This is a genomic window from Actinomadura physcomitrii (genome assembly GCF_008923205.2).
Lineage (GTDB): Bacteria > Actinomycetota > Actinomycetes > Streptosporangiales > Streptosporangiaceae > Spirillospora > Spirillospora physcomitrii.
Map to the genome: position 1 here is coordinate 47,309 of NZ_WBMS02000059.1, position 13,378 is coordinate 60,686.

Consider the following 13,378-nt stretch of genomic DNA (forward strand, 5'->3'; position numbering starts at 1 on the left):
CGCACTCCGAAGCAACCTCTTCCGGCACCCCGATGTTCCGGGTGACAGTGGGCTCGTCGCGGGGTCCTCCCCGCCCTCCCACGTCACAGGAACGGAGTTTCGCATGCGCGCGATCATCGTGGACAAGCCCGGTGGCCCGGACGCGCTGGAGATCACCGAGGCCCGGGAGCCCGACCCCGGCCCCGGGCAGGTGCGGATCCGAACCGCTGCGGCCGGCGTGAACCCGGTGGACGCGGCGACCCGCGCAGGGCTGCTCGCCGACGCCGGGCTGATGCCCCCGTTCGGCTCGCGCGGCCCGATCGGCATCGGCTGGGACGTCGCCGGGACCGTCGAGGCGACCGGCCCGGACGTCCGCCGGTTCGCGCCCGGCGACGCGGCATCACCGTCCACAACGTGTGGATAACGGCGGACGGCGCGCGGCTGGAGCAGCTGTCGGCGCTCGTCGACACGGGCCGCCTCACGCTCCGCGTCGCCGGCACGTACCCGCTGGAGAAGGCCGCCCAGGCGCACGAGCGCCTGGAGGCGGGCGGGCTGCGCGGACGACTCGTCCTCACCACCGCCTGACCTGCGACGACGCCGCCGGACGGACGGCGCTCAGCCTGGGTCGCGACCGTGCAGACCGGCGCCGTCGGCCTGGTCGCCGGCGCGCTGCTGGCCGCCCGCGTCCGGCCGCACCGGCCGGTGCTCGTCGCCAACCTCGGCCTCGCCGTGTTCGCGCCGCCGCTCGCGCTGCTCGCGGCCGCCGCGCCCGCGCCGCTCGTCATCGCCGCGTACGGGCTGGCGCTCACCGGGCTCGGCGTGCTCAACCCGACGTGGGAGACCGTCGTCCAGCTGACCGTCCCGCGGCGGTCGCTGGCGCGCGTCACCTCCTACGACTGCCGAAATCGGACGTGCTGTGCCCGCCACGGGTATAGCGGGTACAGCGCTGCTGTACCCGTGACCTGGAGGGACGTGCCGCCTATCGACATGATTTCCTCATCGTCAGGGCCCCGGGGGCGGCCGGTGCCCGGGGCCCGGGGATGGCGGGCGGGGCCGCCTGCAGGCCGGCGAGCGCGGCCCCGGTCAGCTGTCGGGGTGCACGTCGTTGATCACGATGGTGTCGCCGGCGAGGAGGTAGTACACGGTGACGTCGTCGCGGGTCACGGTGTAGTGGGCGTACTGGAGGCCCTCGATGCCGACGGGCCGGGCGTCGTCGGGGACCGGGTCGCTGAGCAGCGACATGATGACCAGTTGGATCGCGGTGCGGAAGTGGGGGGTGAGCGCGTTGATGCGCGCCCGGACCGAGCGGGCGACCACCAGGTGGTCAGGCAAGCCACTCTCCGGAGGCGACCTGGTCGCGGGTGTAGACCTCATAGCCGGGCGGGGTGACGCCCCGGTCGAGGGCGGCGCGGATGTCGGCGGCCTCGGCGTCGAAGCGGCGGGCGTCGCGCTCGCGGCGGAGCTGCTGGTACTCCTCCCACTCGGCCTCGGAGACCAGCACGACCGGCTCTTTGCCGTTCTTGGTGATGCGGGGGTGCGCGCCGCGGTGCACGACGGCGGTGTGCATGTCGCCGAGCCGGTTGCGCGCCTCTTTGATCGGGAAGGCGTCGTCGTCCATACCGGAACCCTAATGGACCCGGTGCACCTTGTGTACACGATGTGCACCTGTTTGGCTCATCCTCAGCACCTCCGAGAGGAGGGTGCGGGTGCTGGGGCCCCGAGCGGCGCCCGCCGGTACGGGCGGACGCGCCGGGGGCCGAGCTGGCCGTGGCCCTCCCCCCGCACCGGCTGGCGACCATCACCCGCAAGAAGTGCTGGAAGGGCGGCGGGGCCATCAAGCGAACCGTCGTTTGGAGTGGCGGTCCTAAGCCCACCGTCCTGGTCCTCTATAGGGGAGGCAAGTACGACGGCCAGCAGGTCTACCCGGAGAAGGGCGACGGGTAGGGACGCCCGGGAGGCTCGTGAAACCAGCTCGGCCGCGCTAGGAGCCGTGGTCGGACATCGCGGCCAACATCTCTTCCCGGATCGAATCCAGCGCGCCGCGCGTGACTGCGACCACCTGCGCCCAGGTGTCCGCCCAGTCGTAGGGCGGGTAGGGGATACCGGGGGCGCGGTGCGCGGTGGCGGCCTTTTGCTTGGCGTCCCCGTGCTGCTGGCCGTGGCGGATGTGGTTAAGCGTCAGCAGCAGCTCGATGGCGCCCTTGATGCGCTCTTGGGCCTCGACGGGCAGCCCCTGCGGTAGGCCCTTCTTCAGGGCGGCCAGCGCGCCGAACTTCGGCGGCGTCTGGGTGCTCGGCGGGACTACGCAGGCCAGGACGTCGGCGAGAGCGCTCATCGCCGAGTTGAACTCCTCCTGGCTGGCGCACGGTTGCGCGAGCCGTGCGCAGCTGTCGGCCTGCAGGCCCATGAACAGCCGCCGCCCGGTCTTCACCTTCCATGTGGTGTCCAGGTAACCGATGGCCAGCGGGAGGTCCAAAGGTTCGGACGGGGGCGCCGCGACGGGGATCGGCGCGGGCGTCAGCACCCGCGTGATGTGTTCGATGTAGCCGTCGACGGAGTGGATCTCGCGTAGGGCGCGGACGCCCGACAGGCCCGTGACCAGCCGCATATGCCACCCGTATTCGCCGACCGCACCCAAGACCGACCATGCGCGCGGCGGCTCTTCCTGCAGCATCTTGCCCAGCGCGTAAAGCAGCCGCTCCTCGGCCTCCGGTGGGTATCGGGGCTGTAGCGCCAGCTGCTCCTTCACCTCATCGGAGGTGAGGACGGCCTGGACCTCCTGGGCTGGGTCCGGCGTGATGCTCCTCTCCTTGTTGACGATCATTCGAACGGTGGTCATGAAGAGGTCCAGGAGCGGCTCGGTGCCGTGGACGAACCGCAGTCCGGCCACGGTGAGCCGGACGGTGGCCGAGTTGTCCTCGTGCCGCGCGGAACGTTGGACGAGGGCGTATTGCGACTCGCCCTGCTCGCTGACGTGGCGGGAACGATGCGAACACGGCCGCCGCGTCGATGCCCTCGCCGTCGAGCCTCATGTCGACGTACTGCCAGATCGGCCAGGTTCCGCGCGCGTTGAAACCTTCGTAAACGACCTGGAGGAAACGGAGCTGATCACGGGTGAGTTCGCCCGGGAGGTAAGGAGGAGCCTCATTGCTCATCCGGACATGGTGGCAGTGCGCCGATCATCGCATCCACCGCATTCTCGTGCGTGGATGCACGGCCGCCGCGGACTGGGACGTACCGCACCGGCTGCGTACGGTCCGGTATACGGCGGGTGGCGGCGGTGCCCGCGGCATAGCGTGACGCCATGACCTCCCCTGGAGCGCTCCCCGGCCAGTCCCCCGCCCCGGCCGCTGAGGACGCCACCGGCCTCGCTGGCCGCCGCGCCGCTCGGCTACGCGTTCGCCCCGCTCGCCGCGTCCGCGTGGGGCGCGTCCGTCCCCCTCATGGTCAGCGCCGTGCTGGTCGGCGGGAGCTGCCTCGGGACGGCCGCGGTCCCCGGCGTCCGCGCGCTGACCATGCCGAAGACCGCCGAGGCCGAGCCCGCCCCGGCCTGACCCGCATCAGCCGGGCGCGTCAGAAGTCGGTGGGGGGCTCCTCCTTGGAAGCGCCCCCGCCGGCCGGGCGGTCGCCGCCCGCGATGCCGCGCCGCTCGCCGTCCCGCGGGCCCCGCACCTCGCCGGACCGCTCGCCCTGCTCCACTCCGTGGCGCGGCTTCGGGTCGTCCAGCCCGATGACCGGCGGGACGTCCTCCGCCGACTCCAGCGTCGACGGCTGCTCGGCCGCCTTCGCCAGGTCCTCCTCCGCCTTCGCCAGCCGCTCGCGCAGGTCCAGCCGGTTCGCCGCGGACTGCGACCCGCCGTCCTCGCCGCCGCTCATCTTGTCGAAGAACCGCAGGATCTCCACCGGCAGCGGCATCACCAGCGTGCTGTTCTTCTCCGCCGACACCTCCACGACCGTCTGCAGCAGCCGCAGTTGCAGCGCCGCCGGGTCCTGCGACATGATCTCCGCCGCCGCGGCCAGCCGCTTGGACGCCTGGAACTCGCCGTCCGCCGTGATGATGCGGGCGCGCCGCTCCCGCTCCGCCTCCGCCTGCCGCGCCATGGACCGCTTCATGCCCTCCGGCAGCGAGACGTCCTTGATCTCCACCCGCTCGATCAGGATCCCCCACGGGTCCTGGGTGATCTCGTCGATGATCGAGCGCAGCCGGACGTTGATCTTCTCGCGCTCGCCGAGCAGCTCCTGCATGTCCGCCTGGCCGATCGCCGACCGCAGCGACGTCTGCGCCACCTGCGAGATCGCGTACCCGTAGTTCTGCACGTTCACGATCGCCTTCACCGGGTCGACCACCCGGAAGTAGACGACCGCGTCGACCCGGACGCTCACGTTGTCCTGGGTGATGCCGTCCTGCGCCGGCACCCCCATCGTGACCGTCTGCTGGTTCACCTTCTGCATCCGCTCGGCGAACGGGATGATCGCCGTCAGGCCGGGCCGGCGGACGGCGCCGGGCCGCAGCTGCCCGCCGCGCTGCACCTGGCCGAACCGGAACACGATGCCGTGCTCGAACTGCTGCACGACCCGCAGCGACGAGGCGAGCGTGATCAAACCGCCCACCACGACGATCAGCACAATGATCAGGGCCACCGCTGCCATCACGGGCCACCTTTCCGACGTGGACGGTCCGTACCCGACAGGGTCCGGACGTACCCGGCCCGAGGCCGGTCTCACGTTTCCCAGCTAACCTCGCGGGCACGCCCGGCACAACGGCCCCGGCAAGCGATCTACCCACGGGTACGGCACCGTGTCAGGGATCACTTGCATCAGGACGGGCGCCCTCTGAAGTCCTTGCCGAGTGAACGATATGGTCGATCGGGTGAGCGCGAGAGACACCGACTGGGACGGCGTGCGCCTCCATGTCGTCACCGGCAAGGGCGGCACGGGCAAGACGACCGTCGCCGCCGCCCTCGCCCTGGCCCTGGCCGCCGGCGGCCGCAAGGTCCTGCTCGTCGAAGTGGAGGGCCGCCAGGGCATCGCGCAGCTCTTCGACTGCCCGCCGCTGCCCTACGAGGAGCGCCGCGTCGCCGTCGCCCCGGACGGCGGGGACGTCTACGCGCTCGCCGTCGACACCGAAGAGGCGCTCATCGAGTACCTCGAGATGTTCTACAGCCTCAAGCGCGCCGGCAAGGCGATGACCAAGCTCGGGATCGTCGACTTCGTCACCACCATCGCCCCCGGCCTGCGCGACGTGATCCTCACCGGCAAGACCTCCGAGTCCGTCCGGCGCCGCAAGAAGGACGGCTCGTTCATCTACGACGCCGTCGTCATGGACGCCCCGCCCACCGGCCGGATCACCAAGTTCCTCAACGTCAACGACGAGGTCTCCGGACTCGCCAAGGTCGGCCCGGTCCGCAACCACGCCGACACCGTGATGAAGGTCGTGCGCAGCCCCGAGACCGCCGTCCACTTCGTCACGCTGCTGGAGGAGATGCCCGTCCAGGAGACGATGGACGGCATCCGCGAGCTCACCGAGGTGGGGCTGCCCGTCGGCGGCGTCATCGTCAACATGGAGCACGAGCCCGTCCTGTCCGAGGACGACCTCGCCGCGGCCGCCGCCGGCGCGCTCGACACCGACGAGATCCTGCGCGGCGTGAAGGCCGCCGGGCTGGAGCACGACGCCGAGTCGATCGCCGCGGTCCTCGCCGCCGAGGCCGGCGAGCACGCCCGCCGCACCGCGCTGCAGCGCCGCGAGAAGGAGCGTCTGGAGTCCGTCGACCGGCCCCGCTACACGCTGCCGATGCTGTCCGACGGCATGGACCTGGCCGGCCTGTACGACCTGGCCGCGGCCCTACGCGCCCAAGGGGCGGCGTAGTTCATGGGGGAGAGGACCGTATGAGCCCCACGAAGAACCCGCCTGCGCTGGACGTCGACGGGCTGCTCGACGACCCGCGCACCAAGATCATCGTGTGCTGCGGGTCCGGCGGGGTGGGCAAGACCACCACGGCCGCGGCGCTCGGCGTGCGGGCCGCCGAGCGGGGCCGGGACGTCGTCGTCCTCACCGTCGACCCGGCGCGCCGCCTCGCGCAGTCGATGGGGCTGTCGGAGCTCGACAACAACCCGCGCAGGATCGAGATCGACGGCGACGGCGAGCTGCACGCCATGATGCTCGACATGAAGCGGACGTTCGACGAGATCGTCGAGGCGCACGCCGACCCCGACCGGGCCAAGCAGATCCTCGCGAACCCCTTCTACCAGTCGCTCTCCTCGTCGCTGTCCGGGACGCAGGAGTACATGGCGATGGAGAAGCTCGGGCAGCTGCACCGCTCGGGCGCCTGGGACCTGATCATCGTCGACACCCCGCCGTCCCGCAACGCGCTGGACTTCCTGGACGCCCCCGAGCGGATGGGCCGCTTCCTCGACGGCCGCTTCATGAAGATCCTCGCCGCCCCCGCCAAGACCGGCGGCCGGTTCGGGGTCAAGGTGATCAGCGCCGGGTTCGGCATGTTCACCGGCGTGATCAACAAGGTCCTCGGCGTCCAGCTGCTGCGCGACGTGCAGACGTTCGTCGCGGCGTTCGACACGATGTTCGGCGGGTTCCGCGAGCGCGCCGAGAAGACGTTCAAGCTGCTGCAGACCCCGGGCACCGCGTTCCTCGTCGTCGCGGCGCCGGAGCCGGACGCGCTGCGCGAGGCGTCCTACTTCGTCGAGCGGCTCGCCGAGGAGCGGATGCCGCTCGCCGGGCTCGTCGTCAACCGGGTCCACGAGTCCGCCGCGGACGGGCTGTCGGCGGCGCGCAGCCAGGCCGCCGCCGAGACGCTCGAGGAGCGCGGCGAGCACACGCTGACCGCCGCGCTGCTCCGCCTGCACACGGGCCGCATGCAGCTCGCCGCCCGGGAGGAGCGCCTGCGCGACCATTTCGCCTCGACGCATCCGACGGTCCCGGTCACCGCCGTCCCCGCGCAGGCCGAGGACGTCCACGACCTCGACGGCCTCCGCCAGGTGGGCGAGGACCTGTCGCTGCTGCGGCGGGCCGGGGCCGAGCGCTCCGCCTAGCGGGCGCCTCTCCTAACAGCAGGGGCGGTCTGGAAGACGGGCCATCCGATCTCGGTGCGCCAGCGGGACGTGTCGGGGGTGTCGCGGCGGCCGACGAGGTAGTACTCGCGCATCGGGCCGTCCACGGCGAGGGCGTGCCGCGACACGTAGGCGGCGAGCGTACCGTAGGAACGGTCCACGTCGGCGGGCGCGCCGTGGTGGGTGATGACGGCGAGCTCCGCCGCCGGCACCTCCCGCGGGACGACCCGGCCCATCGGCCGGACGGCCCCCGCGCACGGCACGAAGATGGTCGCCTCGCCGCGATGCCGGGTGTACAGCTCGTCGGTGAAGACGCCGCCGGCGTGGCCGTCCTCGGAGACGTCCTGCGCGGCGAGGGTCCCGTACAGCTCGCCGAGCGCGCCCTGGAACCACGCGGCCATGTCGGCGACGTCGACGATCTCCGTGATGGCCGCCGCCCGGACCGCCGGCACGCTGCGCAGTTCGACGTTCGCGGAAGCGTCCGCCGGGGGAGGCGCGAGGAGGTCGCGCAGCGCGGCGACGGAGCGCCGCGTCCGGCCGAGGTCGTCCTCCAGCCGGCGCAGGTGCGCGACGATCCGCTCGTTGCGGGCGTGCATGTCCGGTGCCGCGAGGACCGCGTCGATGTCGTCGAGCGGCATGCCGAGGTCGCGGAAGCGGCGGATGACCTGCGCGGTCGGGATCTGCTCGGCGGTGTAGCGGCGGTAGCCGGTGGCCGGGTCCACGTGGGCGGGTTCGAGCAGCCCGACGCGGTGGTAGTGCCGCAGCGTCTTCACGCTCATGTGGGTGGCGCGCGAGAAGTCCCCGATGGACAGGTACGTCATGCCGCCCATTGTGGGGTCTCCCCTTAGGGGAGAGTCCGCCCTGTAAGTCCGGCTTGACCCTGCCCGTGCGGAAGCCGCGAGCGTCGTTCCCGACGGCCCACCGGGGCCGGACGGAACCGGACAAAGGAGACCGACGATGACGCAGAGCACCGGCTACGAGCTGCGGCCCGCCACGATCGAGGACATCGCCCGACGCTACGTCGCGGTGTGGAGCGAACCGGACGCGGGCGAGCGCCGCGCCGCCATCGCCGCACTGTGGGCGGAGGACGGCGTCGAGTTCGTCGAGGGCGCGCGGTTCCGCGGCCACGACGAACTGGAGGCGAGGATCGCGGAGGCGTACGACGAATTCGTGGTCCGCCGCGAGTACGCGGTGGTGTCGGAGGGCGACGTGTTCGGCCACCACGACGCGGTCACGTTCACCGTCCGCCTCGAGACGAGCGGCGGGGACGTCGCGTGGGCCGCGCGGGTGTTCCTCGTCGTCGGCGAGGACGACCTCATCCGCTACGACTACCAGTTCACCGTGCAGCCCCTGCAGGCATGACCGCAGAACCCGTGGCTGCGGGCCCGTACCGCATCGGTACGGGCCCGCAGCCGCATTGAGGTGGACCTTCCGGTCACCTGCCATTTTCCGGACGAGCCCTGCCGGACCGTCCAAGCCCTTGCCGCCCATCGAGCGGGCCGCGGGCGTCGCCCAACCGGTGCCGAGTGGCCGAGTTCAGCTCGCGACGAGCTCTTCCTCGTCCGTCTCGACCGACCGCTCGTACTCCTCCTTGGCGGTCTCCAGCAGGTCGCGCCACGAACGCACGTCCGGCCGCCGGCGCAGGAGCGCGCGGCGCTCCCGCTCGGTCATGCCGCCCCAGACGCCGAACTCGATCCTGTTGTCGAGGGCGTCGGCGAGACACTCCGTGCGCACCGGGCAGCCGCGGCAGATGAGCTTGGCCCGGTTCTGCGCCGCTCCCTGCACGAACAGGGCGTCCGGATCCGCGTTACGGCAGGCGGCGCGGGCGGTCCAATCCGTGATCCACATCTTGGCCCCACTCCCCTAGGGTCTGTGTCGATTTGCGCTCCTTGGCCGGACGGGCGCGGACGTCAGGCCGCCAAACGAAAGCCGTGGGGAAGAACTTACGGAAGCGAGGGACGATTCAACAGACCCCGATGGGCCCATTCTCGATATAGCCCACCGGGGCCATACCGCCGGAACGGACTAGTTACCTGTAGTTGACGCGCCAGACATGGCGCAGGTTGTCACGAGGGGCACATACCGGACGAACGTCCGGCGCCGGCCGGCCCGCCGCGTCCGGGCCCTGGGGACCTGTCCCGTATGCACTGGTCGTCCCGCGTACCCTAGACCCCGTGCGCGATGCGAAGCTAGATCGGGGTAAGGCCTTCTCCACGCTGTTCAGGCTGCTCGGAGCGGGTGTCGTCGCGGGCGTCCTGGTCGCGTTCATCGCGCTGCCCGGCGTCGGCAGCGCGGGACTGACCGCGCGTGACGCCGCGAACAACTTCGAGAACATGGACAGCGCCCTCAAGACGACACCACCGTCGGAGAAGACGGTGATGTACGACGCGAACGGCAAGCCGGTCGCGACGTTCTTCGACAAGTACCGCGAGTCCGTCCGGCTCGACCAGGTCGCCCCCATCATGCGGCAGGCGATGGTCGACATCGAGGACTCGCGCTTCTACAAGCACGGCGCACTCGACCTCAAGGGCACGATCCGCGCGCTGGCCTCCAACGTCGAGTCCGAGCAGACGCAGGGCGGGTCCACCCTCACCCAGCAGTACGTGAAGAACCTGCTCGTCGACCAGGCGACGACCCAGGAGGAGTACAAGGAGGTCACGGCCCCGACCGTGGGCCGCAAGCTGCGCGAGCTGCGCTACGCGCTCGACATCGAGCAGCACATGACCAAGGACCAGATCCTCGAGGGCTACCTCAACGTCGCGTACTTCAGCGCCGGCGCCTACGGCATCCAGGCCGCCGCCAAGCGCTACTTCAGCGTCCCCGCGTCCAAGCTGAACCTCGGGCAGGCCGCGCTGCTGGCCGGCATCACGCAGAACCCCACCCTGTACGACCCGATCCGCAACCCGAAGGAGGCCCGCAAGCGGCGCGACACCGTCCTCTACCGGATGGCGCAGCTCGGGCACATCTCCAAGGCGCAGGCGGACGCGGAGGCCGCCAAGCCGATCCTGCTGAACCGCACCGACCCGGTCGGCGGCTGCGAGTCCAGCAAGGCGCCGTACTTCTGCGAGTACGTCAAGTACGACATGCTCGACATCCTCTCCAAGGGCAAGTACTGGTCGATGACGCCCAAGGAGCAGCAGGACGTCGTCAACAAGCTGAACCGCGGCGGCTACACCATCCGCACCACCCTCGACATGAAGGCGCAGAACGCCGTCGACCAGGCGCTGCGCAGCCACGTCGCACCGGCCGGCAACCGCGTCGGCGCCGAGGCGATGGTCGAGCCCGGCACCGGCAAGATCAAGGCGATCGGGCTGAGCAAGCGGTTCGGCGCCGGCAAGGGCCGCACCACCATCAACCTGCCCGCCGACTCCCACCACGGCGGCGGGACGGGCGTGTCCGCCGGATCGACGTTCAAGACCTTCACGCTCGCCGCCGCGCTCGACGAGGGCATCCCGGTCAGCACCACCATCAACTCGCCGCAGACGACGACCGTCACCGGCTACCAGCCCTGCAAGTACACCGGCACGATCAACGGGGTGAAGTACAAGAACCAGATGGCGGGCGGCGGCACGTGGACGCTCCACAACGCCGGTGACAGCGAGGCCGGCAACTTCGACCTCAAGACCGCGACCTGGCACTCGGTCAACACCTTCTACGCCCAGCTGGAGAAGCGCGTCGGCGTCTGCGACGCGGTCGCCATGGCCAAGGCGTTCGGCATGAAGCGGGGCAACGGGGAGGACATCGCGCCGGTCCCATCGCAGGTCCTCGGCAGCAACGACATCGACATGGTCCACCTCGCCGCCGCGTACGCCGGCTTCGCCGCCCGCGGCAAGTACTGCACGCCGCTGTCGGTCACGCAGGTCATCGACTCCGACGGCAAGCAGCTGAAGCTGCCCAAGCAGGACTGCCACCAGGCCGTCGACCAGGCCGTCGCCGACAAGGTCGACTCCATCCTCAAGGGCGTCCTCACCAAGGGCACCGCCGCCGGGCGCGGCATCGGCCGTCCCGCCGCCGGCAAGACCGGCACTTGCGAGGAGTTCACCTGCGCGGTGTTCGCCGGCTTCACCCCGAACATGGCCGCCGCCACCGCCTACTGGGACTACCGCGGCCCCTGGCAGTACAAGGTGTACGGCGTCTACGGCGCGGACACCCCCGGCGCCATGTGGCAGCAGAGCATGCGGTCCGCGCTCGCCGGCAAGCCCGCCCCGGACTTCAACACCCCGGCCCGCGACTTCGGCGACACCACCAGCGTCCCGAAGGTGAAGGGCCTGAAGATCGCCGCGGCCCGGGCCAAGCTCCAGGGCGCCGACCTGAAGGTGCAGGTCGCGTCCGGGTCCGTCGACTCCGACCAGCCGAAGGGCACGGTCGTGTCCACCTCGCCGGACGCGGGGACGGAGGTCCCGCCCGGCACCACCGTCATCCTCTACGTCAGCAGCGGCAAGAAGAAGAACGACGACGACGGGAACGACGGCGGCAACGACGGCGGCAACGGGCAGGGCTATCCCGGCTGGCCGCCGCCCGGCCACTGACGAACGAAAAAAGGCCCGGCGTGCGCCGGGCCTTCTGGGGGCCCGGCGCACGCGCCGGGCCCTTCGCTCACTCCGCGAGCTGTCGCTTGACCTCCGCGGCGACCCGCCCGCCCTCGGCCCGCCCCGCGACCTTCGGGTTCACGACCTTCATGACCTGCCCCATCGCCCGCGGCCCCGCCGCACCCGTCTCGGCGATCGCGTCCGCGACCAGTGCCGCCAGCTCCGCGTCGGACAGCTGCGCCGGCAGGTACTCCTCCAGCACCGCGCCCTCGTCCCGCTCCGCCTGAGCCTGCTCCGCACGGCCCGCGTCCCCGAACGCCGTCGCGGCCTCCCGGCGCTTCTTCGCCTCCCGCGTCAGCACCTTCACCACGTCGTCGTCGGACAGCTCGCGCGACTGCTTGCCCGCGACCTCCTCGTTCTTGACGGCGGTCAGCGCCATCCGCAGCGTCCGCGTGCGCACGTCGTCGCGCGCCTTCATCGCCGCCGACAGGTCGGTCTCGAGCTTCTCCTTCAGGGCACTCATGGTCACATCATGCCCGCACGAACCCGGCCGCCTCATCAGGATTACCGCGAGGTGCCCATCTCTGGAACCATGGACGCCAGAGAAGGGAGAACCGTGCGAAAGATCTACGCCGCGTCCCTCGGCCTCCTGGGCGCGGGCGCCGCCACCTTCGGGTACGCCTCGGTGATCGAGCGGAACTGGTTCCGGCTCCGCCGGTTCGACGTGCCGGTGCTGCCGCCCGGCCGCCCGCCGGTCAAGATCCTGCACATCTCCGACGCGCACCTGACGCCCGGCCGGTCCCGCCTCATCCACTGGGTCCGCTCCCTGGACGCCCTGGAGCCCGACCTCGTCGTCAACACCGGCGACACCCTCTCCCACCGGGACGCCATCGGCCCCTTCCTGGACGCCCTCGGCCCCCTCCTGGACCGTCCCGGCGTCTTCGTCTACGGGTCCAACGACCTGTACTCCCCGATCTTCAAGAACCCCCTGCGCTACATCTGGCGCACCAGCAAGTCCGACTACAAGCGGCACCGCCGCGAGCCCGACCTGCCCTACCGCGAGCTCGGCTCGTCCCTGCAGGCCGCCGGCTGGCTCGACCTGAACAACCGCATCGGCCGCCTCAAGGTCGGCGAGCTCGACGTCGAGTTCGGCGGCATCGACGACTCGCACATCAACCGCGACCGCTACGACAAGGTCGCCGGCCCCGTCGACCCGCAGGCCGACGTCCACCTCGGCGTCATGCACTCCCCCGAGCCCCGCAACCTCGACCGCTTCGCCGCCGACGGCTACGACCTCCTCCTCGCCGGCCACACCCACGGCGGCCAGGTCTGCGTCCCCTTCTACGGCGCCCTCGCCACCAACTGCGGCATCGACCGTCCCCGCGTCAAGGGCCTGCACCGGCACCGCGGCTCCTGGCTGCACGTCTCCGCCGGCCTCGGCACGTCCCCCAAGGCCCCCATGCGCTTCTGCTGCCCCCCGGAGGCGTCCCTCCTCACCCTCGTCCCCCGGTGAACTGGAAGACCTCCCACCTCCAAGCCGCCCTCTACGACGCGGGCGTCCACAACCCCACGGTCGCCCGCCTCGCCGCCCGCGCCCTCTGGGGCTACGACATAACCCACCTATGGCGCAGCCTGGCCAACCGCCCCGAAGGCACGACCCTGGACATCCCCTGCGGCGGCGGCCTAGATGAATGAGTCCAAGGGTTCGCCTGCGGACATGGGGCGAGGGCGTCCAATGTCAGTGTGTGAAGACAGACCTAGACACCCTCGCAACGGCACTCTATGCCCGGATCGACGACGAGTTG

The 13,378-nt window shown here is 71.1% G+C and carries 16 protein-coding genes; 9 read left to right on the plus strand and 7 right to left on the minus strand.

What is annotated here, in order from left to right; translation table 11 throughout:
* Positions 1-103 precede the first annotated feature (103 nt).
* Positions 104-403 (plus strand): alcohol dehydrogenase catalytic domain-containing protein, encoded by a 300-nt coding sequence (locus F8568_RS42510; RefSeq protein WP_236010028.1) that lies wholly within the window; start codon positions 104-106, stop codon positions 401-403.
* On the plus strand, positions 394-564 hold the full coding sequence (locus tag F8568_RS49135) for a zinc-binding dehydrogenase (RefSeq protein WP_328601290.1): 171 nt from the start codon (positions 394-396) through the stop codon (positions 562-564). The genes F8568_RS42510 and F8568_RS49135 overlap by 10 nt, the downstream gene beginning before the upstream one ends.
* A gap of 498 nt (positions 565-1,062) precedes the next feature.
* Here the strand turns inward: F8568_RS49135 and F8568_RS42515 are convergent, their stop codons facing one another.
* The gene (locus tag F8568_RS42515) at positions 1,063-1,311 is read right to left on the minus strand and encodes a hypothetical protein (RefSeq protein WP_151599838.1); all 249 of its coding nucleotides are present in this window, start codon (positions 1,309-1,311) and stop codon (positions 1,063-1,065) included.
* Entirely contained in the window at positions 1,304-1,597 is a 294-nt protein-coding gene (locus F8568_RS42520; RefSeq protein ID WP_151599839.1) for a type II toxin-antitoxin system Phd/YefM family antitoxin, read from the minus strand. Before F8568_RS42520 ends, F8568_RS42515 begins: the two co-directional genes overlap by 8 nt.
* 149 nt (positions 1,598-1,746) lie before the next feature.
* Between F8568_RS42520 and F8568_RS42525 the strand changes: the two genes are divergently transcribed.
* On the plus strand, positions 1,747-1,923 hold the full coding sequence (locus F8568_RS42525) for a hypothetical protein (protein ID WP_160573966.1): 177 nt from the start codon (positions 1,747-1,749) through the stop codon (positions 1,921-1,923).
* 37 nt (positions 1,924-1,960) lie between these two features.
* Here the strand turns inward: F8568_RS42525 and F8568_RS42530 are convergent, their stop codons facing one another.
* Positions 1,961-2,869, minus strand: a complete 909-nt coding sequence (locus F8568_RS42530) for a hypothetical protein (protein ID WP_151599840.1) — start codon at positions 2,867-2,869, stop codon at positions 1,961-1,963.
* A gap of 683 nt (positions 2,870-3,552) precedes the next feature.
* Complete coding sequence (locus tag F8568_RS42540; protein ID WP_151599841.1) at positions 3,553-4,629, minus strand: slipin family protein; 1,077 nt, start codon at positions 4,627-4,629, stop codon at positions 3,553-3,555.
* A gap of 220 nt (positions 4,630-4,849) precedes the next feature.
* On the opposite strand from F8568_RS42540, the gene F8568_RS42545 reads away from it, so the two are divergent.
* Entirely contained in the window at positions 4,850-5,845 is a 996-nt protein-coding gene (locus F8568_RS42545) for an ArsA-related P-loop ATPase (RefSeq protein ID WP_151599842.1), read from the plus strand.
* Between the two features lie 20 nt (positions 5,846-5,865).
* The gene (locus F8568_RS42550; RefSeq protein ID WP_151599843.1) at positions 5,866-7,026 is read left to right on the plus strand and encodes an ArsA family ATPase; all 1,161 of its coding nucleotides are present in this window, start codon (positions 5,866-5,868) and stop codon (positions 7,024-7,026) included.
* Here F8568_RS42550 and F8568_RS42555 read toward each other — a convergent pair.
* The gene (locus F8568_RS42555; protein ID WP_151599844.1) at positions 7,023-7,865 is read right to left on the minus strand and encodes a MerR family transcriptional regulator; all 843 of its coding nucleotides are present in this window, start codon (positions 7,863-7,865) and stop codon (positions 7,023-7,025) included. The two genes, F8568_RS42550 and F8568_RS42555, sit on opposite strands and share 4 nt — an antisense overlap.
* 136 nt (positions 7,866-8,001) lie before the next feature.
* On the opposite strand from F8568_RS42555, the gene F8568_RS42560 reads away from it, so the two are divergent.
* Positions 8,002-8,406 carry a nuclear transport factor 2 family protein gene (locus tag F8568_RS42560; protein ID WP_151599845.1) on the plus strand — a complete coding sequence of 135 codons (405 nt, stop codon included), beginning with the start codon at positions 8,002-8,004 and terminating at the stop codon, positions 8,404-8,406.
* Between the two features lie 174 nt (positions 8,407-8,580).
* Here F8568_RS42560 and F8568_RS42565 read toward each other — a convergent pair whose 3' ends face one another.
* The gene (locus F8568_RS42565; protein ID WP_151599846.1) at positions 8,581-8,892 is read right to left on the minus strand and encodes a WhiB family transcriptional regulator; all 312 of its coding nucleotides are present in this window, start codon (positions 8,890-8,892) and stop codon (positions 8,581-8,583) included.
* A gap of 326 nt (positions 8,893-9,218) precedes the next feature.
* Between F8568_RS42565 and F8568_RS42570 the strand changes: the two genes are divergently transcribed.
* Positions 9,219-11,573 carry a penicillin-binding protein gene (locus F8568_RS42570; RefSeq protein WP_151599847.1) on the plus strand — a complete coding sequence of 785 codons (2,355 nt, stop codon included), beginning with the start codon at positions 9,219-9,221 and terminating at the stop codon, positions 11,571-11,573.
* Positions 11,574-11,640: 67 nt separating this feature from the next.
* On the opposite strand, the gene F8568_RS42575 is transcribed toward F8568_RS42570, so the two are convergent.
* On the minus strand, positions 11,641-12,096 hold the full coding sequence (locus F8568_RS42575; RefSeq protein ID WP_151599848.1) for a GatB/YqeY domain-containing protein: 456 nt from the start codon (positions 12,094-12,096) through the stop codon (positions 11,641-11,643).
* A gap of 93 nt (positions 12,097-12,189) precedes the next feature.
* On the opposite strand from F8568_RS42575, the gene F8568_RS42580 reads away from it, so the two are divergent.
* Positions 12,190-13,086 carry a metallophosphoesterase gene (locus tag F8568_RS42580; RefSeq protein WP_225991583.1) on the plus strand — a complete coding sequence of 299 codons (897 nt, stop codon included), beginning with the start codon at positions 12,190-12,192 and terminating at the stop codon, positions 13,084-13,086.
* Complete coding sequence (locus F8568_RS42585; protein WP_151599849.1) at positions 13,083-13,268, plus strand: hypothetical protein; 186 nt, start codon at positions 13,083-13,085, stop codon at positions 13,266-13,268. The genes F8568_RS42580 and F8568_RS42585 overlap by 4 nt, the downstream gene beginning before the upstream one ends.
* Positions 13,269-13,378 lie beyond the last annotated feature (110 nt).